Here is a 23965-nt window from a genome sequence, read left to right as displayed (position 1 = left end):
CCATGTCCGGCGCACGGTCGACGGCTCGCCCGAGGAGCATCCGCGCGGCCGTACCCGTGCCTCTTCCCACGAGGCCACCACGCCGTGTTTGCGTGGATTGTAGATATCCCGGGCATGCGTCCGGGGTTGTTGCCCGTAAATCTATCGCGATACATTGACTGTCGTCAGGATTGGTAGATACTGGCTCCGCGACTCCCGCTGACACCAGGATGAGGTGCGCGCACATGGAGCTGTTTCCTTCTGCTCACGTCGACACGTTTTGTCGTGATCGACTGCCACCGGCCGAGTTGTGGCCCGAACTACGTTTCGAACTACCGGAATTGCGCTACCCGACTCGGCTCAACTGTGCTCGGGTCCTGTTGGACGACACCGTGGCGCGGCTCGGTCCCGATCGGCGGTGTCTGGTCACGCTCGATGACCAGTGGACGTACGGTGACCTGCTGCTTCGGGCGAATCAGGTGGCCCGGGTGCTGACCGAGGACCTCGGCTTGGTCCCCGGCAACCGGGTCCTGTTGCGCGGCCCCAACAACCCGTGGCTGGTCGCCTGCTGGTTCGGCGTGCTCAAGGCGGGCGGGGTCGTGGTCACCACGATGCCGCTGCTTCGGGCGCACGAGCTGACGACGTTGTGCGAGATCGCCACGCCCACGGTCGCGCTGTGCGACCACCGGTTCATGGACGAGTTGGCGGTGGCCCGGGTGCCCGGGTTGACCACCCTCGCCTACGGCGGCGACGCGGCGACCGACCTGATCGGCCGCTGTGCGCACAAGAGCGGCGAGTTCGAGGCGGTGGACACCTCGGCCGACGACGTCGCGCTGATCGCGTTCACCTCCGGGACCACCGGTCGACCCAAGGCCACCATGCACTTCCACCGCGACGTGCTCGCCAACTCCGACACCTTCGCCCGGCACATCCTCAAGCCCACCCCGGACGACCTGTTCGCAGGCACCCCGCCGCTGGGCTTCACCTTCGGCCTCGGCGGCCTCGTGGTCTTCCCGCTGCACGTGGGCGCGGCCAGCCTGCTGCTCGAACATGCCACGCCCGAGCGGCTGGCCCGGATCATCGCCGAGTACGGCGTCACCGTGCTGTTCACCGCGCCCACCGCCTACCGGGCGATCATGGGCGCGGGCCTCGCCGACCTGCTCAAGGGCGTCCGGCGGTGCGTGTCGGCGGGTGAGGCGTTGCCCGCGGAGACCTGGCACGACCTGCACGCGGCGACCGGGATCGAGCTGATCGACGGGATCGGCGCGACCGAGTTGCTGCACGTCTTCGTCTCCGCCGCCGACCAGGACATCCGTCCCGGTGCCACCGGTCGCGCGGTACCCGGCTTCGAGGCCGTGGTGCTCGACGCCGCCGGCCGGCGGGTCCCGGACGGCACGCCCGGACAACTCGCGGTCAAGGGCCCGACCGGGTGCCGCTACCTCGACGATCCACGCCAGACCAGCTACGTGCGGGACGGCTGGAACATCACCGGCGACACCTACATCCGCGACGCCGACGGCTACCTCTGGTATCAGGCCCGCAGCGACGACATGATCGTCTCGTCCGGCTACAACATCGCCGGCCCCGAGGTCGAACTCGCCCTGGCCGCACACCCGGACGTCGCCGAGTGCGGCGTGGTCGGCGCGCCCGACCCCAGACGCGGCCTGATCGTCAAGGCGTACGTGGTGCTGCGCGAGGGGGTGGTCGCCGACGCGGACACCGCCGGCCGCATCCAGGCCTTCGTCAAGCAGGCCATCGCGCCGTACAAGTACCCGCGCGCCGTCGAGTTCGTGGCCGCTCTCCCGCGCACCGGCAACGGCAAGCTGCGGCGTGGCGAACTGCGCGCCTGGGCCCAGGCCGACGCGCCACCGGCCCCGGCCGGGCCGATACCGCCGGCCGCGACCTCGAACTCCCTTGCCCCGGAGCCCTCGTGAAAGGCAACGAGATGCAGGAAACCCGCCCGACCCGGCCCGACCCGGCCGCCCCGGCCGAGGACTCGGCGGACGCGACGACACTGCCCTCCGTGGTGATCGAGCGCCGGGTCGAATGGCAGGACACCGACGCCGCGGGCCACTACCACTACTCGTCCGTGCAGCGCTGGGTCGAGGCGGCCGAGGCGGTCCTGCTGCGCCGGCTGGGCGTGGCCGAGCTGTTCGGCCGGATCCCGCGGGTGCACTTCGAGGCGGACTACCGCGAGCGCTTGTGGTTCGGCGAAGCCGTGCACGCCGCGCTGCGGGTCGTCCGGGTGGGCGCGAGTTCGCTGCACTACGAGTTCGAGGTGCGCGGCACCCAGGGTGTGGCCGCGACCGGGCGGCTGTCCGTCGTGCACTGCCCGCCGGACGCGAAAGGCGCCTCGCCCTGGCCCGAGGAGATCCGGGCCGCGCTGTCCCGGGGCGGCCCGCAACGACCGGAGTCGTACGCCTGACCGCATGCCGGTACGAGGGCTCGGACGCCGTGCCCGCGACCCTCGAATATCGCGTCCTGTTGACGATCGTGGAATTTATTACATACGCTCGGGTAGGCCCGGAACATTGGAGGACGCTGTGCGCATCGCAGTCATCGGTGGCGGGCCGGGCGGGTTGTACTTCGCCGCCCTCGCCAAGCAGCTCTCGCCGGCCGCGGAGATCACCCTGTGGGAGCGCAACGCCCCGGACGACGTGTTCGGCTTCGGCGTGGTGTTCTCCGACGAGACCCTGGACGGTATCGCCCAGGCCGACCCGGAGATCTTCGCCGCGATGTCGGAGGGGTTCGCCCGCTGGACCGACATCGACATCCGTTACGGCGGCAGCACCCTCACCTCCGGCGGGCACGGATTTGCCGCCCTGGGCCGGGAGCGGCTCCTGCGCATCCTCCAAGAGCGGTGCGTCGCGCTGGGCGTGGACCTGCGCTACCGCACCGAGGCGCCGGACGTGGCCGAACTCGCGCGCACCCACGACTTGGTGGTCGCCTCGGACGGAGTGCGCTCCACGGTGCGCGAGTGCTACGCCGACACCTTCCGGCCGAGCCTGGACGAACGCGGCTGCCGCTACATGTGGCTGGGTACCGACAAGGTCTTCGACGCGTTCACCTTCATCGTGGACAAGCACGACTTCGGCGTGGTGCAGGTGCACGCCTACCCCTTCGACGACCGACGCAGCACCTTCATCGTCGAACTGGCCGAGGATGCCTGGCGGCGCGGTGGATTCGCCGAGTTCGCCGGCCGCGACCTGCCGCGCGGTGCCAGTGACGACGCGGGCATCGCGCGCTGCGAGGCGCTGCTGGCCGAACACCTGGACGGCCACCGGCTGATCCCGAACAACTCGCGTTGGATCAGGTTCAGCACCGTGCGCAACGCCACCTGGCACCACGAGAACGTGGTGCTGCTCGGCGACGCCGCGCACACCGCGCACTTCTCCATCGGTTCGGGCACCAAGCTGGCGATGGAGGACGCGCTCGCCCTGGCCGCGTGCCTGAACGAGCACGCCGGCATTCCGGCCGCGCTGACCGCCTACGAGGCCGAACGCAAGCCGGTGGTGCGCTCCACCCAGCGCGCCGCCCAGGCCAGCCTGGAGTGGTTCGAGAACATCGACCGCGCGGTGGGCCAGGCGCCCGAGCAGTTCGCCTTCAACCTGCTCACCCGCAGCCGTCGGGTCACCCACGCCAACCTGCTGGAGCGCGACCCCGAGTTCGTGGCGCAGGTGGACGCGGCGTTCACCGCCGGCCGGCCGGACCGGGTGGACGCGGCGCCGATGTTCCAGCCCTTGCGACTCGGCTCGATCCGACTGCGCAACCGCGTGGTGGTGCCGCCGATGGCCACGTATGCGGCCCAGGACGGCATCCCGGGCCCGTTCGAGTCCGCGCATCTGGGCGCGCTCGCGCTCGGCGGCGCGAGCCTGGTCTTCGCGGGCATGACGGCCGTACTGCCGAACGGGCGGGCCACCGAGGCATGTCCGGGCCTGTGGTCGAACGCGCACGAGGCGGCATGGCGCGACGTGGTCACCCGGGTCAAGGAACAGGCGCCGGACGGGCCGCTGCTGGGCATCCAGCTCAGCCACGCCGGGCGCCGCGCGGCGACCACCGTGCCGGACGCCGACGGCCGGAGCGTGTCGCTGGGCCCGAGCGGCTGGCCGACGGTGGCCGCCTCGGCGATCGCCTGGGACGCGAACAACGACTTCCGACCGCGTGAGGCGGACCGGGCGGACCTGGACGCGATCACCGCCGCGTTCGCCGCCGCCGCCGCGCGGGCCGACCGGGCCGGCTTCGACGCGCTGGAACTCCAGTACGGGCACGGCCATCTGCTGTCCGGCTTCCTGTCCCCGTTGACCAACCTGCGCGAGGACGAATACGGCGGCTCACTCGCCGGCCGGCTGCGTTTCCCGATCGAGGTGCTGTCCGCGGTGCGCGCGGTGTGGCCGACGAACAAGCCGCTGGTGGTGCGGATCTCGGCGAGCGACTGGGCCGAGGGCGGCACCACCGAGGACGACGCGGTCGCGATCGCCCGGGCACTGGCGGCGGCCGGCGCGGACGCGATGGACGTTTCCTCCGGCGAAGTGGTGCCGCACGAGCGGCCCGCCTACGGGCGCGGCTACCAGACCCCGTTCGCCGACCTGATCCGCAACGCGACCGGCGTGCCGACCATCGCGGTCGGCGCGATCTCCACCTACGACGACGTCAACTCGATCCTGCTCGCGGGCCGCGCCGACCTGTGCGCGGTCGGTCGCGCCCACCTCTACGACCCGATGTGGACGCTGCACGCCGCCGCCGAACAGGGCTACACCGGAACCGGTGCGCCGTGGCCGAGCGCGTGGCGCCCGGGCAGCCGCAAGCCGCCCGGCGCGGGCAGCGACCGCGTACCGCCCCGGCTGCACCTGCTGCGCGAGACGGTCGAAGCGGTGCCGCGGCGCTGGCGACCAAAGTGCGATTCCCCCTTGGTGGCCGTACCCGGCCGGCGCTGACCCGGACCACGAGGAGCCCGACATGGACAGTCCCACCCCGCCGATCGTGCTGACGAGCGAACAGCGCGACAACCCGCCGAGGTTCAAGGCCGCGGCCGTGCAGGCATCGCCGGTCTACCTGGACGCGGCCGCCACCGTGGCCAAGGCGGTCGACCTGATCCGCGAGGCCGCCGCCAACGGCGCCGAGCTGATCGTCTTCCCCGAGGTGTTCGTGCCCGGGTACCCGTACTGGAACTGGACGATGAACCCGGTCCAGGGCTCACCCTGGTTCGAACGCCTGTACCGCTCCTCGGTCGACCTGCCCGGCCCGCACGTGGAGGCGCTGCGCGCCGCCGCCCGGGCGGCCGGCGCGGTGGTGGTGATCGGCGTCAACGAGCGCGGCCCGCACAGCATGGGCGTGCTCTACAACACGATGTTGACCATCGACGCGGACGGCGAACTGATCGGGGTGCACCGCAAGCTGGTGCCCACCTGGGCGGAGAAGCTGACCTGGACCGGCGGCGACGGCAGCTCGCTGCGCGTGCACCCGACCGGGATCGGCCCGCTCGGCGTGCTCGCGTGCGGCGAGAACACCAACACGCTGGCCCGCTTCACCCTGCTCGCCCAGGGCGAACTCGTGCACGCGGCAAGCTACATCGCACTGCCGGTCGCGCCCGTCGACTACGACATGGCGGACGCCATCGCGGTGCGCACCGCCGCGCACAGCTTCGAGGGCAAGGTGTTCTCGGTCGTCGCGTGCTCGACCATCTCGCCCGAGATCGTCGACGCCATCGCCGGCGACGACGCGGAGGTACGCAAACAACTGGGTCGCGAACGCAGCGCGCTGTCCGGCATCTTCGGTCCGGACGGCCGCCCGGTCACCGAGCCGCTGATCGACGACGAGGGCATCGTCTACGCCGATATCGACCTCGCCAAGTGCATCCAGCCCAAGCAGATGCACGACATCGTCGGCCACTACAACCGCTTCGACATCTTCCGGCTGAACGTCGACAACCGGCCCAGACCGCCGATCACGTTCACCCACGAAAACGTCCCGATGCCCGTCGCACCTGCCCCCGAGGAGGAGAAATGACCACCCAGGACGACAAGATGCTCGGCCGGGCCCGAGTCACCGACACCCCGGAACTGAGCGCCTACTACGCAGAGTTGGCCGCGCGCGAGGCCGGTGCGCTGTGGACCGTGGCGAACGAGATCGAGCCGTGGTATCCGCAGCCCAAGTCGGTGCCCACCCTGTGGCGCTACGCCGAACTGCGCCCGCTGGTACGCAAGGCGCTGGACCTGGTCAAGGCGGACGACGCGGGCCGCCGGGTGGTGATGCTGGTCAACCCCGGGCGACGGGACGTCAGCGCGGCGGCGGGTCTGCTGTACACGGGTCTGCAGATCATGGGACCGGGCGAGTCGATGACCGCACACCGGCACCAGGCCGCCGCGCTGCGGTTCGTGCTGGAGGGCACCGGCGCCTGGACCGTCGTGGACGGCGAGAAGTTGAAGGTCGGCGCCCGCGACTTCGCGATCACTCCGAACGGGACCTGGCACGAGCACGGCAACGAGGCGGACGACGCGCCGGTGATCTGGCAGGACGGCCTGGACATCCCGCTGGTCAACGCACTGGACGCGGGCTTCTACGAGGTGCACCCCGACGTGTACCAGGTGCCCGGCAAGGTGGTGAACAACTCGGTCCTGACCTACGGCGGCAACCTGGTGCCGTACGGCACGGAGCGGTGGACCCGGCCCTACTCACCGCTGCTGGCCTGGCCATGGGAGCCCACCTACCAGGCCCTGCTCGACCTGGCGAAGGCGAGCGAGGGCTCGCCGTACGACGGCGTGATCATGGAGTACACCAACCCCGCCACCGCCGGCTCGGTGATGCCGACGATGAGCGCGCACATCCAACTCCTGCGCGCCGGACAGGCGACCAAGGCCCACCGGCACACCGGATCGGTCGTCTACACGGCGGCCAAGGGCCACGGCGTCTCGATCGTCGGCGGGCAGCGCTTCGAGTGGCACGAGGGCGACGTCTTCGCGGTCCCGGCCTGGGCCTGGCACGAACACGCCAACCTGGACGCGTCCGAGGACGCGGTGCTGTTCTCGTTCAACGACTTCCCGGTGATGCGCTCGCTCGGCTTCCACCGCGAAGAGGCGTATGCCGACAACGACGGGCACCAGCCGACCCCGTGATCACCCGGTCGGCCGGCACAGCGCCGATCGTCGACCCAACGATTCCCGACCCCACGACGACCCGGGCGGCGCGACCGCGCCGCCCGGACGCAAGGACAGTGAGGACACCCCCATGCGCCTGGTCACCTACACCGTCGACGGTTCGTCGTCCCGCCTGGGCGCCGAGGACGGCGCACACGTGATCGACCTCGTGGCGCTCGCCGCCGCCTCGGGCACCGAACTGCCCGGCGATCTGCTGTCGTTCATTCGTGCCGGCGCCGAGGCGTTCGACACCGCGCGGGACCTGCTGAGCGGCGACCCGGCAGGCCGACCCGCCGACGCCGTGCACGCGAGCACCGACGTTCGGCTGCTGGCCCCGCTGCGACCCGGGAAGGTGATCGGCATCGGGCTCAACTACGTCGAGCACGTGGCCGAATCCAACCGCACTTTGGACACCGCGAAGGAACTCCCGGAGCGTCCGGTGCTGTTCGGCAAGCCCGCCACCGCCGTGACCGGCCCCGGCGCGCCCATCCTGCACAACGGCAACCTGACCCAGCAGCTCGACTGGGAGTGCGAACTCGCCGTCGTGATCGGACGGACCGCCTACAAGGTGAGCGAGGCCGACGCGTGGGACCACGTGTTCGGGTACAGCATCATGAACGACATCAGCGCCCGCGACCAGCGCCGCTCCGGGCAGTGGTTCTTCTCCAAGGGCCAGGACTCCTACGCCCCGTTCGGCCCTGCGGTGGTCACCGCCGACGACATCCCGGACGCGCAGGCGCTCGACCTGTCGCTGCGGGTCAACGGCGACGTCAAGCAGAAGTCCAACACGCGGCACATGCTCTTCGACATCCCGCGCCTGATCGCCGACATCTCCTCCGGGATGACCCTGGAGCCGGGCGACGTGATCTCCACCGGCTCGCCGTCCGGCGTCGGCGCGGCCCAGGTCCCGCCGCAGTATCTCCGGCCCGGCGACGTGGTCGAGGCGACCGTGGAGCGGATCGGCACCCTGTCCAACCCGGTGATCGACGCCCGCTGACGCGCGGCTCGCCCCCACTCTCGTTCCCGGTACTCAGCCTCTCGTTTTCCGGTATTCAGCAGGAGGACCTCCGTGCGTCACCACCCCTACCGCATCGGCCAGATCGTGCCGAGCTCGAACGTCACGATGGAAACCGAGGTACCCGCGATCCTGCGGGCGCGTGAGACGGTCGCGCCGGAGCGCTTCACGTTCCACTCCAGCCGGATGCGGATGACGCACGTCACCCCCGAGCAACTCAAGGCGATGGACGCCGACTCCGACCGCTGCGCCGTCGAACTCACCGACGCGCGGGTGGACGTGCTCGGCTATGCGTGCCTCGTGGCGATCATGAGCATGGGCCTGGGCTACCACCGGGTCTCCGAGGAGCGGCTGCACGGCCGCACCGTCGAGAACGGCGCGCCCGCGCCGGTGGTCACCAGCGCCGGCGCGCTCGTGCACGGGCTGCACACGATCGGCGCGCGCAAGGTGGCCTTGGTCGCGCCGTACATGCTGCCGCTGACCCGCACCGTCGTGGAGTACCTGGGCCACGAAGGCATCGAGGTGCTCGACTTCGAGGCGCTGGAGATCCCGGACAACCTCGATGTGGCCGCGCACGACCCGCTGCGCCTACCGGGCATCGCCGAGCGGCTCGAACACGCGGACGCGGACGCGGTGGTGTTGTCCGCGTGCGTGCAGATGCCCTCGCTGGCCGCGATCGAGGAGGCCGAGCAGCGACTGGGCAAGCCGGTCGTCTCGGCCGCGGTGTGCACCGTGCACCAGATGCTCCGCGCGCTGGACCTGCCCGCCTTCGCGCCGGGCGCCGGACACCTGCTGTCCGGGAAGTTCGCGGACGCGCCACTGGGCGCAACCCGGGGCGCCACCTCGGCCGACCCGGGCTCGGCGACGTGATATCGGGCCGGGCCGACCGCGACGCCGTCGTGAAGCTGCCCGTCGGCACGCTGCGCGGTCGCGCCGAGGACGGCCTCGCGGTGTTTCGCGGCATCCCGTACGCGGCTGCGCCGGTCGGCGACCTGCGCTGGCGTCCGGCCCGGCCGCATCCGGGATGGGACGGTGTGCGGGACGCGGCCGAGTACGGGCCGAGCGCGCCGCAGATCGGGCGCGTGGACGCGGTCCTGGGCGGCCACGGCGCGCCGCCGTTCGACGAGGACTGCCTCACGCTCAACGTCTGGACGCCGGGCCCGGACGACGCCCGCCGCCCGGTCCTGGTCTGGATCCACGGCGGCGGCTTCGTCAGCGGCTCCGGCACACTGCCGATCTACGCGGGAGACACCTTCGCGCGCGACGGCGACCTGGTCGTGGTGAGCGTCTCCTACCGGATCGGCGCGCTCGGCTACCTGTGCGTCGGCGCCGAGGAGGCGTGCGGCAACTTCTGGCTGACCGATCAGCTCGCCGCGTTGCGCTGGATCCGGGAGCACATCGCGGCCTTCGGCGGCGACCCGGACGACATCACCGTCGCCGGCCAGTCGGGCGGCGCCTTCTCCACGGCGGCGCTGGCCGCGCACCCCGAGGGGCGCGGCCTCTTCCGGCGCGCGATCCTACAGAGCCCGCCGTTCGGCGCGGCCACGCCCGATCGAGCGCAGTCGCTGCGCACCACGGCCGCGCTGCTGGAAGCGGCCGGCGTCGCCGACATCGCACAGCTGCGCGCGCTGCCGTGGGAGCGGCTGGTCCAGGCCACGATCGCGATGTTCGGCGTGCAGGCCCGCTGGGGCCGGTGGCCGGTGCCGTTCCTGCCACTGATCGACGGCTCGACCATGACCCGGCATCCGCTGGCGGCGCTGATCGACGGGGCGGCTGATCCAGGGCAGAACGCGGGGCCCGACATCCTGCTCGGCTGGACGGCCGACGAGGCCTGCTTCGCGTTCGGTTTCAACGACATGTACGCGAACGCCACCACCGAACAGGTTCGGGCGCGCTTCGCCGAGTCGTTCGGCGCGCGAGCCGGCGAGGCGTACGAGATCTTCGCGGCCGAGCGCCCGGATGCCGACCCGCTCGGGTTGCTCACCGACCTGGTCTCCGACGAACTGTTCCGGCTGCCGGGGGCGGCCCTCGCGGAGGCACGCGCCGAGCAGGGTCGGCCGATATGGGTTTACCAGTTCGATTACGCGACGCCCGCGTACGACGGCCGGCTCGGCGCGGGGCACTGCCTGGAGCTGCCCTTCACGTTCCGCAACGCGGACCGCTGGGCGCACGCGCCGTTCCTGGCCGGGGTCGAGCCGCGGACCCTGGACGAATTGGGTGCCGCGATGCACGACGCGTGGATCTCGTTCGTGCGTACCGGCGACCCGAACCATGCCGGGCTGCCCGCGTGGGAGCGCTACACCACGCCGAATCGGGCGACCATGCGCTTCGCGGCGACGAGCACGGCGGGGACGGACCCGGTCGGGGCGGCAAAGCGTGGGCTGTACGGAGGTGGCACGGGGGACGGAGGGGCCGAGCGGCTGGGGGCCTGAGCACTCGGGGGTCGGTGCCGGTCGCCGGCCGGCGCCTGAGGCCGGTCGATTCGCGCGCTTCGACCGATGATCGTCGCGGTGGAATACTGGCACGCCGATCCCCACGGAAGGAGGCCCTGGATGGGCTTCGGCCCCAAGTCCATGGCCACGCTCGGCAAGGCGATCACCGGCCGTGATCTGCCCGCCACGGATTCCACGGGAGTATTCGGCTCGCCCCGCACGCGCCGGGCCTTTTGGGGCCGCAACCGGGCGGACATCCTGGTCGTGCTCGTGACGATGGCCGTCGACCTGCTCGGCTACGCGGTCACCGTGCGCGGTCCCGGGCCCGGCGAGACCGCGGGCAACATCGCGTTCCTGGTCGCGGCGGCGCTGTGCCTGATCGCGCGTCGGCGCGCCCCGGTCCAGGTGTTGCTGCTGGTGCTCGTGCTCCAGGTGGGAATGAACCTGTCCAGCGACATCGGACAACGTTTCGGCTTCACGTTGGCGGTAGCGCTGTACACCGTCGGGCTGTCCTGTCGGCCCAGGACGATCGCCGCGGCCGCGGCGCTCACCATGGCCGCCCAGACGTCCGGCTACCGCGACGCGGACATGCCGCTCTTCTACAGCGTCAGTGGTGACCTCGTGGCGACCGTGTTGGTCGTCGGCGCGAGCGCGGCGGTGCGGCACTGGCAGGCCCAGGTCGAGGTCAACCGGGAACTGCTGGCCGAGCGGGCGCTGACCGAGGAGCGCCGGCGGATCGCCCGCGAACTGCACGACATCGTGGCGCACCACATCACCACGATGCATCTGATGTCCGGCGGCGCGCGGGCCGGCCTGGAACGCGACCTCGACGGCGCGCGCGGCGCGCTGCTCACGCTGGAGGCATCGGGTCGGGTCGCGCTGGACGAGATGCGCCAGCTGCTCGGCGTACTGCGCAGTGACAACGACCCGGAAACCGCGCCCTCGGCTCCGCAGCCCGGCGTCGACGACCTCGACCGGCTGATCGCCGAATCCTGCCTGGCCGGCCTCCCGACCGAGCTCCAGGTGGTCGGCGCGCGCCGCGAGCTGTCGCTGCCGGTCGGGCTCGCGCTGTACCGGATCACCCAGGAGGCGCTCACCAACGCCCGCAAGCACGCCGGCAGCGCGGCCATGGCGCGGGTGCGGCTGGAGTATCTGCCGAATGCGGTCGCCATCGAGATTCGTGACAACGGCGGCGGCGAGAAGGCCGGCGGTGGCTACGCGATGACCGGCGGTGGGCACGGGCTGCTCGGGATGCGTGAGCGGGTGGCCGTGCACGGCGGGTCGTTCGAGGCCGGGCACGTCGAGGGGGGCGGGTTCCGGGTCGCGGCGAGCATCCAGGTGACGGCGGCGGAACCTGTCGTGGTGTCGGGCACGGAGCCGGACGCCGGGTCGGTTGTCGAACCCGCTGTCGAGTCCGCCGTCGGGTCCGCGACGCCGGTGGCCGCGGCCGTTCCGGCTGCTCTCACCCACCTGAGTCCGCCCGAGATCGAGGTGCTGCGCCTGGTTGCGACGGGCAAGGCGAGTGGCGAGATCGCTGCGGCGATGCGGGTGGACGGGGCCACGGTCGAGCGGTACGAGCGCGATGTGCTGGACAAGCTGGCGCTCCGGGACCGTGCCCAGGCCGTGGTGGTGGCCTACGAATCCGGCTTGGTCCGGGTCGGCCACACCACCGCGCCGCGCTGACGCCGACGGGTTCGTGGCGGTGTGCTCGTAGTTGTGCGGCCACTTGTGCGTTCGCACCAAGGGTTGCTCTCGGGTTCGTCGTCACGGCCATGAGCCGGCGCGCCCGGTCGGCGTAGCGTGCCGGTACGCCCGCCCCGCCCACCTGCGAAAGAGGTCCCATGACCGCAACCGTCGAACCCGCGTACTGGAATGCCCGTCTCGCCGAGCTGATCGCCGAATACGAGGTGCCGGGCGCGAGCCTGGCCTTCCTGCACGAGGGTGAGGTGCACTCCTTCGCCGCCGGAGTGCTCAACAAGGACACCGGGACGCCGGTCTCCACCGACTCACTGTTCCAGATCGGCTCGGTGTCCAAGGTCTGGACGGCGACCCAGCTGATGTTGCTCGTCGAACAGGGTCGGCTCACGCTGGACACGCCGGTCGTCGACCTGCTGCCCGAGTTCAAGGTCGCCGATGCCGAGGTGACCAAGACGGTGACCGTGCGGCATCTGCTGACGCACACCTCCGGTATCGACGGCGACCTGTTCCTGGACACCGGGCGCGGCGACGACTGTCTGGAGAAGTACGTCGCGGCCTGCGCCGAGCTGACCCAGAACCACCCGATCGGCGAGACGTTCTCGTACTGCAACTCCGGCTTCGTGATCGCCGGGCGCATCGTCGAGCGGCTCACCGGCAAGACCTGGGACGAGGCGCTGCGCGAGCAGATCTGCGAACCCCTGGGCCTGACGCACACCTGGACGCTGCCGGAGGACGTGCTGCGCTTCAGCGCGGCGACGGGACACGTCGAGGACGGCAAGCCGACCCCGGTCTGGGGCCTGACGCGGGCGATGGGGCCGGCCGGGCTGATCTGCGCGCGGGCCAGCGACGTGGTGGCATTCGGCCGGGCCCACCTGGGCACCGAACTGCTGGCCGCTCCGGGCGAGATGACCACGCCGCAGGTGCGCCTGCCGAACCCGTACACCCTCGCGCCGGAGTGGGGGATCGGCTGGATCCTCGACGAGTGGTCCGGACACCGGGTGATCATGCACGCGGGCAACACCATCGGCCAGTCCGCGATGCTCTGGGTCATGCCGGACACCGGCACGGTGATCTGCCTGCTGGTCAACGGCGGCGAGTCCGGCGCGATACAGCGCTCGCTGGGCCGCGAGCTGTTCGCCGCGCTCGCGGACGTCGAGATGCCGGAGCAGCTCGGCCCGCCCGAGACGCCGGTGGACGTGGACGTCACGGGGCACGTCGGGACGTACGAGCGGGTGGGCTGCCTCGCCACGGTGAGCGTCAACGACGACGGCAGGCTGCACCTGCACATCGAGGTCACCGGCGCGCTGGCCGACATCTCGCCGCCGATGGACTGGGACCTGATACCCGTCGACGCGGACACGTTCGTGGGCCGCCGCGAGGGCAGCCCGCTGTGGGACAGCATGGTCTTCTACAAACTCGCCGACGGCTCGCGGTACGTCCACATGGGCGTACGCGCCACGCCGAAGACGGCCTGACCCGTCGCTTTGCCGGCCACCGCGCGGGTCACGCCCGCGCGGTGGCTCGGCCGACGCGTCCCATCCGTCGACCACGAAGTCGCTTGAGCCATGGAGCGGTATCGACGGCCTTGCGTCGTTTCGATCGAGGATCGATTGTCCGCCTCGGGGTTTGCGGCGGGCGACTTCATGGAGAAGGTCTCGGAGCACGCGTAGCTCTCACGGGAGCGGGGTAGATTCCGCGCGTGCAGGTTTCGTCACCGGACGTGATCGGGCGTAAAGAGGAACTCGGCACTCTCGACAGTGCGTTGGCCGGGGCACGGACCGGACGGGGCGGAGCGGTCTTTCTGGTTGCCGATGCCGGACTGGGCAAATCGCGGTTGGTGCGGGAGTGCATCACGCTCGCCGGCGACCGGGGCATGGCGGTGCTGCGCGGCCGGGCCACCCAGGCCGGTGCGACCGTGCCCTTTCGCCCACTGACCGAGGCGCTGTTCTCCATCGTGCGCTCGGGTGCGGTGCCCGACGACCCGGATCTGGCGCCCTATCGACCCGCGTTGGGCCGGCTGATCCCGGAGTGGCGCGCCGGAGTCCCGTACGAGGGCGACGACTCACTGGTCGTGCTGGCCGAGTCCGTCCTGCGGCTGCTGAGCGTGGTCGGCCGGGACCGCGGTGCCCTGATCTGTCTGGGCGACCTTCAGGACTGCGACGCCGAGACGATGTCCATCGTCGAGTACCTCGTGGACAACCTGGCCGATCAACCGGTGCTGCTGTTGGCCAGTACCAGGTCCGCGCCGTCGCCCGCACTGAGCCTGGCGCAGTCGAGTGCACGACACCGGGTGGCGCAGTTGTTGGAGCTGGGACCGCTGACGGACGATCAGGTCGACGAACTCGCCGCCGCGTGCCTGGGCGTCGACGCGGGGGAATTGCCGGAGGGCGTGGCGCGCTGGTTGCGACAGAGCGCCGACGGCAATCCGTTCGTGGTCGAGGAGTTGTTGCGCGGCGGCATCGCCACCGGTGCGCTGGCCCGTACCGACACCGGCTGGCGGATGGTCGAGAACGTGCCCAGGGACATGCCCTCCACCGTGGCCTCCAGCGTCAACGACCGGGCCCGTCGGCTGGGGCCGCAGTGGCATCGGGCCCTCCAGGCCGCAGCCATCATCGGGCGGCGTTTTCCGTTGGCGGCGCTGCAACGCGTCTCCGGCCTGACCGACGACGAATTGCACGCGCTGGTCCGCGCGGGCACCGAGGCCCAGTTGCTGGAACCCTCGTACAGTTCGCCGGACTGGTGCACCTTCTGCCACACCTGGACCGCGGAGGCCCTGGCCAGCGGGGTGCTGCCGGCCGAGCGCCGCGCGCTGGCCGCTGCCGCGGCCACGGCGGTGGAATCGCTCTTCCCGGAGCTACCGGACGAGCTGTGCCAGCTGGCCGCCCGGCTGCGACTGGCCACCGGCGACGAACCGAGCGCCGGGATGCTCTACGCGACGGCCGGTCGGCGGGCACTGAGCGCCGGCGCGGCGGCCTCGGCCGAACGGCTCCTGGACCGCGCGCTGGAATTGATCCCGGCCCACTCGCACGCGACCGCCCGGGCCGAGGTGCTCGAATCGCTGCTGTACGCGCTGACCGAGGCGGGCGACGTCGAACAGGCGTTGCGCCGCGGCGCCGACCTCTACGGATCGACGCTGCTCGCCCCGGAGCAACGCGCGGAGCTTTTGACCCGGCTGGCCTGGGTCTGCGTGGTCGGCGGCCACTGGGACAAGGCCGCCGAGCAGGTTGCCCTGGCCAGGCGGCTGTTGGCCACATGCACGGCGCCGAGCCGATTGGCCCCGCTGGACGTGGTCGAGGCTCATCTGCTCACGCTGGCGGGCAGCCAGGGCGACGATCAGGCGACCCGGGCCGAGGAGCTGGCGCTACGCGCGGTGCGTACCGCGGAGGAGGTCCCGCTGCCTGCCACCGCGTGCCAGGGACGCCAGGTGCTCGCGCTGCTCGCGCGGCGGCACAGCTTCGACGACGCGGACGTGCACCTGCGGCACATGTTCGCCACGGCGGACGCACACGGATTGCCCATCTGGCGCTTGCGGGCGCAGATCCGGTTGGCCACCAACGAGTTGATGCGCACCGGGGAGGCGGAGCAGATCCTGCTGGCCCGGCAGGCGGCGTTCGCCCTCGGCGCGGTCACCGCCGGTGCGCAGGCGGACGCGACGGTGGCCATGCAGCAGGTGTTGTTCTGTGAGTTCGCCCAAGCCGAGAGTCTCGCCGACAAGCTGTGGGAGACGACGACCCGGATGCACCAGGAGAGCGAGTCCCAGTTCTGCCTGGTGATCAAGATCGCGGCGCAGGCCCATCAGGGTCGCCGCGAGGCAATGCGCGTGGTCCTGGCGGAATTTCGGGCCCACGGCGGCGAACAGTCCTTTCACGCACCGGTGGTCTTCGGGCATCGGGCGATCTGTGCGCTGCTGGGCGAGGACCGGCCCGGCGCGGAGGCGGAGATGGCCCGGGTGCGCGAGTGGGAACGCACCCATCCGACGATCTACTACCAGTCCGGACGCTACGGCCTCGGGGTGCTGCTGGAGGTCCTCGCCGGGCGGGCGGGCCGCGAGTTGTTGGTGGAGACGTGTGCCGCCCCGGCCGCGCAGCTGCGCTGGAATCTGCAGTTCGTACTGGCGGCCGAGGCGGTGCTGCTCGGCCGCGAGAAGGACGCGGCGGCGGCGAGCGCGAGGATGGCCGATGCGCAGGTCGCGGCGACGCCGTTCCCGATGGGACGCCACCTGGTGCTGCGGCTGGTCGCGGAGGCGGCGTTGGCCGACGGGTGGGGTGAACCGGTCGACTGGCTGCGGGCCGCCGAGCAACACTTCCACGGGGTCGATGTGGCCGCCATCGCGGGCGCGTGTCGGGCGATGCTGCGCAAGGCCGGTGTGCGGGTGATGCAACGCCGGACCGGGATCGGCGCGGTTCCGCAGCAGCTCGCCGGACGAGGGGTCACCGCACGGGAGTTCGAGGTGCTCACGCTGCTGGGCGAGCGACGGGCCAACCCGGAGATAGCCAAGCTGCTGTTCATCTCGCCGCGGACGGTGGAGAAGCACGTGGCCAGCCTGCTGGGGAAACTCGGCAGCGCGGACCGACGGGAGCTGTCGGAACTGGTCGCGGAGTTGTACCTGTAGGCGGGTGGGGGTGGGGGCCGAGTCGCCGCACCCGTCGTCCCGGCCGCGTCCCGGGTGTCGTCTCGGTTCGTCGTGATGCGTTGATCGCTTTTGCGGCGATCGGTCGTTCCGCGCTCGGGTGCACACCCGCTACGCGGCCGGTCGGTTGTCCCGCTGCGCCCCCATGCCGCTTCGCCGCCCACCATCGCCGCCACGAAGGCACACTCGATCCGTAGAGTTACCGTCCAGTACAAGCTTTTCTTTGCAAAGATGTCTTTGGAGTCGTACGGTGGAGCCATGGAGCCCACCGAACTTCCCGAGCAGGTAAGCCTGGACGCCCGGAATCTGCGGGGCATCGCGCATCCGCTGCGGGTGCGCATCCTGGGCATCCTGCGTACGGACGGGCCGGCCACGGCGTCCACGTTGGCTCGGCGGCTGGACAAGAACACCGGGGCCACCAGCTACCACCTGCGCCAGTTGGCCGAGCACGGGTTCATCGTCGAAGTGCCTGCCCGGGGGGTGCGCCGTGAGCGCTGGTGGCAGGCCGCGCACGCGAACACCGTTGTCCCGGACGACCTTTTGACCGAGGGACTCGGCGCCGCGTTCCTGCAATCGCTCGGCCAGGTCTGGGCGGACAGCATGCTCCGGGCCATCGGTGCGACCCCGGCCCTGTCGCCGCAATGGCGGGACGCGCAGGACTTCGGCGACTACATGCTCACGCTGACGCCCGACGAGGCGAAGGCGCTGATGGCGGAGATCCACGCGGTGCTGCGCCGCCGCAGCGACCCCGAGGGCCGAACCCCGCACGCCGCCGACGCCGCCCGCGTCACCTTCCAGTTCCAGATGTTTCCCGACACCGAGGATCAGCGCCTTCCCGATACCACCTAGACGGAAGTGAAACGATGACCACGCAAACGATGGCTCTTCCCGGCAAGAAGTCCCGGCGTGGCCTGATCGGGATGCTCGCGGCCAACGCCGCCGCCCTGTCCGCCAATCGAGTGCTGTCCATCGCACTGCCCTGGTTCGTTTTGACCACCACCGGCAGCATCGCCAAAACGGGTCTGGTGGCGTTCTGCCAGATCGTCCCGTACGTCATCTCGCAGGCCCTGGCCGGCCCACTGATCGACCGCATCGGCCCGAAGCGGATCAGCGTTGTCGGCGATTCGGTATCCGCGATCGCGATGGCCTTCGCGCCGCTGCTCTACCTCGGGGGTGGGCTTTCCTTCCCCACACTGTTGGCCCTGATGGCACTGGTCGGTATCGCGGACGGCCCGGCCAACGGCGCCAAGGGCCTGTTCGTACCGTCGGCCACCCGCGCGGCGCAGGTCTCCCTGGAACGCGGCACGGGGCTGTCCGCAGCCGTCGAGCGCACCGCCACCACGGTCGGGCCGGCGGTGGCCGGCGTCGTCGTGGCCTCCTGCGGCAGTGTCTACGCGTTGTGGGTCACGGCCGGCCTGTTCGCGCTCTCCGCCGTCATCGTCTCCACCACGCTGACCAATCCCGTACCGGAGCCGCACGAGCGGCCCGTCGACGAAACCAGCGGCTATTTCGCCCAGTTGCGTGAGGGCGCCGACTTCCTGCGCGGCGCACGCCTGTTGCGCGCGATCGTCGGCATGCTCGCGGTGACGAATCTGCTCGACCAGGCGTTCATGTCGGTGCTGTTGCCGCTGTGGGCCAAGGAGTCCGGACACGGACCGGAGGCGATCGGGCTGGTGGTCAGTGTCTTCGCCGCGACCTCGATCGTCGCCGCGCTGGTGGCGGCGGGCGTGGCCGAGCGGCTGCCGCGTCGTACGGTCTACCTGGTCGGATTCGTCATCGGCGGGGTACCGCGCTTCGTCGCGCTGGCGGCCGGTGTGCCGCTGTGGGCGGTGCTCGGCACGCTCGCGATCGGCGGCCTGGGCTCGGGGTTCGTGAACCCGATCATCGGCGCGGTGACCTATGAACTGATCCCGACCCCGCTCCTGGGACGCGTGAAAACCCTTGCCCAGGCGGTCACGTGGGCCGGGATCCCGTTCGGCGGACTGCTGGGCGCGGGCCTGGTGACGGTATCCGGCCTGACCGGAGCGCTGTGGGTCGTCGGCGGGTTGTACCTGGTCGCGATCGCGGTCCCCGGCATGGGCAACGAATGGTCGGGCATGCGCAAACGAACCGACCGACCCGAGTCGATCGTGGCGGAGTCGAACACCGAGGTCGCCGACCAAGTGACCGCCATTCCGGCGCCGGAGGACGTGGCAGCGGTAGCGGATACCGAGCCGACGGTCCCGATGAAGTCGAGCGTGTGACCCTCGCGCAACGAGAAGCGCCCCCCGCGCCGGCGCCCGAGTGAGGTTCGGGCGCCGGCGGATGGCCCCACCGCCGGCACTCGACCACACACGCGCCACCACAACGGCCATCACGCGGACGGCCCCGTTTCCATGGCCCACCGCCTGACGGCCCCGCATCGTCCGGGCTTCGCGTCCCCCGCACGCCCCCGTGCTCCGCGGCCACCGCGCCTCGCGCGCTCCGCGCCGGCCCGCGCCCACCCCCGCCACGGTCAGAAGTGCCCACGCTCCGCAGGGCGAAAGTAACCAGTTATCTCGTCAAATCGGACCTGCCAGCATCGAAATCGGCCGACGACCAGGGCCGTTCGCAGCCGGTTGACGACGAGGATCTGGTGGAGCATGACGACGAATCCGATGGTGGCTTTCCCGGCAACCGCGGGAGCGGCACCCGAAGGCCTTTCCCCGGCGGAAATCCGCATCGCCGCGATCTGGCAGGCCGTCCTGGATATCGACCAGGCCGCCGAATCGGCGTTCCCGGAGCGCGACTTCTTTGAACTCGGCGGCACGGACGCCGGCGCGACGGAGATGGCCGAACGCGTCGAGGCGGAATTCGGCACCGCCTTTCGGATCACGTCGATACCGCCTCCGCTGACCGTTCGGGCCATCTCGGCCCACCTGGCCGAACAGGCCTTCCTGCGCGCCCGGCGTCTGTTCGAGGAGGGTGCCGAATTCGACGGGCTCATCCCGACCGAGTGGGGCGCCCCGGAGGAATCGGCGATGCAGGCCGTCGTCCGGGACGGCGGCCCGCTTCCGCTGTCCTTCGCCCAGCAGCGGTTGTGGTTCCTCGACCAACTCGAACCGGGCCGCGCCAAGTACCTGATCCCGCTCGGGCTGCGTGTGTGCGGTCCCCTGGACGTCACCGCGCTGGAAACCGCGCTGACCGCGCTGGTGGCCCGGCACGAGTCGCTGCGGACCCGGTTCGTCGCCGACGACGACGGCAACCCCGGGCAGCTCGTCGACGAGCCGCAGCCGGTCGTGATCACCCTGCGCGACCTGCGCGACCTCGACGACGCGCGTGAGCGCAGCGAAGCCGCTCGGCGGATGGTCGACACCGACGCGTTCCACCCGGTCGACCTCGCAGTCGGGCCGATGCTCCGGTGCATCCTGATCCGCCTCGCGGACGAGGAGTACATCGTCGCGATCACCGTGCACCACATCGTCTTCGACGGCTGGTCGGCCGGCATCCTCGCGCGCGAACTCCCCGAGCTGTACACCGCGGTCGTCACTGATCGCTCGGCCGAACTCTCCGCGCCCGCCGTGCAGTACGCCGACTTCGCGGTCTGGCAGCGGGAGTGGCTCACCGGCGAGGTCCTGGACGGGCAACTGGGCTACTGGCGCGAGCGACTCGCCCACCTGGAGCCGCTTGAACTGCCCACCGACCGCCGCCGGCCCGCGCGCCGCAGCGGTGCGGGTGAGGCGATCACCTTTGCCGTACCCGCCGAACTCGCGGAGCAGGCCCGGCAGGCCGCGACGGCCAACGGGGCGAGCCTGTTCATGACCCTGCTCGCCGTCTTCCAGGTGTTGTTGTCGAAGTACAGCGGCCAGGAGGACATCGCGGTCGGGACGCCGATCGCGGGGCGGAATCGGGCCGAGATCGAGGACATGATCGGGTTCTTCGTGAACACGCTGGTCATGCGCACGGATCTGGCGGGTGATCCGACGTTCACCGAACTCCTGGGCCGGGTGCGGGATACGGCACTGGGTGCGTACGACCATCAGGATCTGCCGTTCGAGCGGCTCGTGGAGGAGCTGGCGCCGGAGCGGGACCTGTCCCGCAACCCGCTCTTCCAGACCATGTTCGTGCTCCAGAACGTGCCCGAGAACCACGCGTGGGCCCTGCCCGGCCTCACCGTCGAACCGATCGGCGTCGAGGCCCAGGATGCCAAGTTCGACTTCACCTGCTATCTCACCGAGGCGGCCGACGGCGGCCTGGACGGGATGATCGTCTACAGCACGGAGTTGTTCGACGAGGCCACCATGGTCCGCCTGGCCGGGCACTTCCAGACGCTCCTGGCCGAGGTCACCGGCCACCCGGACCGCCGGCTGTCCGCCGCCGACCCGCTCACGCCGGCCGAGCGTCGGCAGATCCTGGTCGAGTGGAACGGCGACACCACCGAGCCGACCGACCCGACCCCTGTTCACCGGCTCTTCGAGGCGCAGGCCGCAGCGCGCCCGGAGGCCCTCGCGATCGCCTGCGGCGCCGGCACGCTCACCTACCGACAGCTGAACGAACGGGCCAACCGGCTCGCGCACCACCTGCGTGCCCACGGCGTGGGACCCGACGCACCCGTGGCGGTATGCCTCGACCGGGGCCCGGAGATGATCTGCGCGCTCCTGGGCATCCTCAAGGCCGGTGCCGCCTACGTCCCGCTCGACCCCGACTATCCCACCGAGCGGCTCACCTACATGATCGAGGACTCCGACACCCCCTTGATCGTCACGCAGACCACGCACACGCCCCGGCTACCGGAGCACACTCCGCGAATCCTCCTCGACCACCACTGGTGGACGGACACCGCCGAGGACTCGGCGGGCAACCCGATGGACCCGGTCGGCAATCCGACCCGATCGGTCGGGCCGAGCGACCTCGCCTACACCATCTATACCAGCGGATCCACCGGCCGACCCAAGGGCGTGCAGATCGAACACGGCGCACTCGCCGCCCGAATGAGCGAGACCCGGCGCGAACTCGGACTGACCCACGACGACCGTTTGTTGCAGTTCGCCTCGATCGCTTTCGACTCCTCGGTGGGTCAGATCTTCGCGCCGCTCACCTGCGGTGCGGCGCTGATCCTGCGCGAGGACGAATGGGATCCCACCACCCTGGCCGCGTTGTTGCGCGACTCGCGCGCCACGATCGCTTGGCTCACGCCGTCCGCCTTCGCCGCGCTGATCGCGCAAGCAGACGGTCCCGAGGCGCTGGGCGACAGCCTGCGGTTGGTGCGACTCGGCGGCGAGGCGCTCCAACACGAGCAGATCAGGCAGTGGTTCGCGCACTCCACGGTCCCGCTGCTCAACGGGTACGGCCCCACCGAGGCGGCGCAGGAGGCGACCACGGCGCGGATCGAGCGAACCCCGGAGTTCGTCCCGATCGGTCGACCGGTCGCGAACACCGAGGTGTTCGTGGTCGATCGGCACGGCTTGCCGGTTCCGGTGGGCATTGCGGGGGAGATCCGAATCGGCTGCGCGGGCCTGGCCCGAGGCTACCTGAACCGATCGGACCTGACCCGGGAGAAGTTCACCGAGTTCGAGGCGGCGGGTCGGACGCGACGTGTCTACCGCACCGGCGATCTGGCCAAGTGGCACCCGGACGGCACGCTGGAGTTCGTCGGCCGGATCGACAACCAGGTGAAGTTGCGCGGCTACCGGATCGAACTCGGCGAGATCGAGGCGACCCTGCTGGACCACCCCGGCCTCACGGCGGCCACGGTGGTCGTCCGCGAGGACGTCCCCGGGGACAAACGCCTGATCGCCTACGTCGTGCCCACCGGCGCCGTCGCCCACGAGCCGGCCGGCACCACCCCGACCGGCGAACTGCGTGCGCACCTGCGCCGGCACCTGCCCGAATACATGGTCCCCGCCGGCTTCGTCGTGCTCGACCGACTGCCACTCACCCCCAACGGCAAGGTCGACCGCAAGGCCCTGCCCGCGCCCGACCTACAGCGCCCCGACCTCGAAGCCGCCTACACGGCACCGCGCACCCCGGCGGAGCAGGCCGTCACCGCGATCTGGTCGGACGTACTGGGCGTGGACACCATCGGCATCCACGACAACTTCTTCGAACTCGGCGGGCACTCCCTTCTCGCCACCCGGGTCACCTCGCGGCTGCGCAAGGCCCTGGGCGTCGACGTCCCGGTCCGAACGCTCTTCAGTGCGCCCACCCCGGCCGAACTCGCTCGGGCCGTCGTGGGCATGGACACCGACGAAACCAACCGGCTCGCCCCCATCACCCGGGACGGCAGCCCGCTCCCGCTTTCCTTCGCTCAGCAAAGGCTTTGGTTTCTGGACCAGTTGGAGCCGGGCCGCGCCGAATACCTGATCTCCTTCGCACTGCGCCTGACCGGACCGTTCGACCCCACCGCGTTGGCCACCGCGGGCGCCGCGCTGATCGGGCGCCACGAGGTGCTGCGGACACGATTCGCCCCCGACGACCGCGGTCTGCCCGGACAACTCGTTTCCGAGCCCGGCCCATTCATCATCGACACCCGGGACCTGCGGCATATCGAGCATCGGGACAGCCGCGAGGACGCCGCCCGGCGGATCCTCGACACCGACGGACTGGAGCCGATCGACCTGGGCTCCGGGATGCTGCTGCGCACCCTGCTGGTCCGCCTGGCCGACGACGAGCACATCCTCGCGATCACCGTGCACCACATCGCCTTCGACGGTTGGTCGGTTGCCGTCCTCGCCCGCGAACTCACCGAGCTGTACACCTCGGCGGTGGGCGCGGGCTCGGCCGAACTCCCGGTGCTGCCGATGCAGTACGCCGACTACGCGGTGTGGCAGCGGGAGTGGTTGACCGGGGACGTCCTGGAGCGGCAACTCGCTCACTGGCGCGCGACGTTGGCGGACCTGGAGCCCCTGGAGTTGCCCACCGATCACCGGCGACCCGCCGAGCGGACCGGCGCCGGCGAGGTGGTCACCTTCGGTGTCCCCGCCGCGATCGCGGATCGGGTGAAGGCGATCGGTGCGGGGGAGGGCGCGAGCCTGTTCATGACCCTGCTCGCCGTCTTCCAGGTGTTGTTGTCGAAGTACAGCGGCCAGGAGGACATCGCGGTCGGGACGCCGATCGCGGG

At 71.0% G+C, this 23965-nt stretch carries 14 protein-coding genes; all 14 read left to right on the top strand.

Features of this window, described 5'->3' with window-relative positions:
• The first annotated feature begins 224 nt into the window (after window positions 1-224).
• Window positions 225-1913 carry an AMP-binding protein gene (locus ABZS54_RS09295; RefSeq protein ID WP_355532716.1) on the top strand — a complete coding sequence of 563 codons (1689 nt, stop codon included), beginning with the start codon at window positions 225-227 and terminating at the stop codon, window positions 1911-1913.
• Entirely contained in the window at window positions 1910-2404 is a 495-nt protein-coding gene (locus ABZS54_RS09290) for a thioesterase family protein (RefSeq protein ID WP_355532714.1), read from the top strand. Before ABZS54_RS09295 ends, ABZS54_RS09290 begins: the two co-directional genes overlap by 4 nt.
• A gap of 118 nt (window positions 2405-2522) precedes the next feature.
• Entirely contained in the window at window positions 2523-4913 is a 2391-nt protein-coding gene (locus ABZS54_RS09285) for an FAD-dependent monooxygenase (protein ID WP_355532712.1), read from the top strand.
• Window positions 4914-4935: 22 nt separating this feature from the next.
• Complete coding sequence (locus tag ABZS54_RS09280) at window positions 4936-5985, top strand: carbon-nitrogen hydrolase family protein (protein WP_355532710.1); 1050 nt, start codon at window positions 4936-4938, stop codon at window positions 5983-5985.
• Entirely contained in the window at window positions 5982-7091 is a 1110-nt protein-coding gene (locus ABZS54_RS09275) for a cupin domain-containing protein (protein WP_355532708.1), read from the top strand. The genes ABZS54_RS09280 and ABZS54_RS09275 overlap by 4 nt, the downstream gene beginning before the upstream one ends.
• Entirely contained in the window at window positions 7057-8109 is a 1053-nt protein-coding gene (locus tag ABZS54_RS09270) for a fumarylacetoacetate hydrolase family protein (protein WP_355532706.1), read from the top strand. Before ABZS54_RS09275 ends, ABZS54_RS09270 begins: the two co-directional genes overlap by 35 nt.
• 72 nt (window positions 8110-8181) lie before the next feature.
• Window positions 8182-8997: an Asp/Glu racemase gene (locus ABZS54_RS09265; protein WP_355532704.1), complete on the top strand. Its 816-nt coding sequence runs from the start codon at window positions 8182-8184 to the stop codon at window positions 8995-8997.
• 29 nt (window positions 8998-9026) lie between these two features.
• Entirely contained in the window at window positions 9027-10559 is a 1533-nt protein-coding gene (locus ABZS54_RS09260; protein WP_355532702.1) for a carboxylesterase family protein, read from the top strand.
• Between the two features lie 120 nt (window positions 10560-10679).
• A complete protein-coding gene (locus ABZS54_RS09255; RefSeq protein ID WP_355532700.1) occupies window positions 10680-12242 on the top strand; it encodes a histidine kinase in 1563 nt (520 codons plus the stop codon).
• Between the two features lie 158 nt (window positions 12243-12400).
• Entirely contained in the window at window positions 12401-13732 is a 1332-nt protein-coding gene (locus tag ABZS54_RS09250) for a serine hydrolase domain-containing protein (protein WP_355532698.1), read from the top strand.
• A gap of 224 nt (window positions 13733-13956) precedes the next feature.
• Window positions 13957-16869, top strand: a complete 2913-nt coding sequence (locus ABZS54_RS09245; RefSeq protein ID WP_355532696.1) for an AAA family ATPase — start codon at window positions 13957-13959, stop codon at window positions 16867-16869.
• A 276-nt stretch (window positions 16870-17145) separates the two neighbouring features.
• On the top strand, window positions 17146-17736 hold the full coding sequence (locus ABZS54_RS09240) for a helix-turn-helix domain-containing protein (RefSeq protein WP_355532694.1): 591 nt from the start codon (window positions 17146-17148) through the stop codon (window positions 17734-17736).
• Between the two features lie 14 nt (window positions 17737-17750).
• On the top strand, window positions 17751-19130 hold the full coding sequence (locus ABZS54_RS09235) for an MFS transporter (RefSeq protein WP_355532692.1): 1380 nt from the start codon (window positions 17751-17753) through the stop codon (window positions 19128-19130).
• Window positions 19131-19508: 378 nt separating this feature from the next.
• On the top strand, window positions 19509-23965 hold a 4457-nt coding region (locus ABZS54_RS09230), incomplete at its 3' end, for an amino acid adenylation domain-containing protein (RefSeq protein ID WP_355532690.1).

The organism is Embleya sp. NPDC005575 (assembly GCF_040605455.1).
Classification (GTDB): domain Bacteria; phylum Actinomycetota; class Actinomycetes; order Streptomycetales; family Streptomycetaceae; genus Embleya.
The sequence above is the reverse complement of the archived record's forward strand: the minus strand, read 5'-3'. Positions and strand labels throughout refer to the sequence as shown.

Coding starts and splice junctions, on each gene's coding strand:
- ABZS54_RS09240 (WP_355532694.1), top strand. CDS start 17,146: ATGGAGCCCACCGAACTTCCCGAGCAGGTAAGCCTGGACGCCCGGAAT.
- ABZS54_RS09280 (WP_355532710.1), top strand. CDS start 4,936: ATGGACAGTCCCACCCCGCCGATCGTGCTGACGAGCGAACAGCGCGAC.
- ABZS54_RS09235 (WP_355532692.1), top strand. CDS start 17,751: ATGACCACGCAAACGATGGCTCTTCCCGGCAAGAAGTCCCGGCGTGGC.
- ABZS54_RS09275 (WP_355532708.1), top strand. CDS start 5,982: ATGACCACCCAGGACGACAAGATGCTCGGCCGGGCCCGAGTCACCGAC.
- ABZS54_RS09295 (WP_355532716.1), top strand. CDS start 225: ATGGAGCTGTTTCCTTCTGCTCACGTCGACACGTTTTGTCGTGATCGA.
- ABZS54_RS09270 (WP_355532706.1), top strand. CDS start 7,057: ATGCCGACAACGACGGGCACCAGCCGACCCCGTGATCACCCGGTCGGC.
- ABZS54_RS09250 (WP_355532698.1), top strand. CDS start 12,401: ATGACCGCAACCGTCGAACCCGCGTACTGGAATGCCCGTCTCGCCGAG.
- ABZS54_RS09255 (WP_355532700.1), top strand. CDS start 10,680: ATGGGCTTCGGCCCCAAGTCCATGGCCACGCTCGGCAAGGCGATCACC.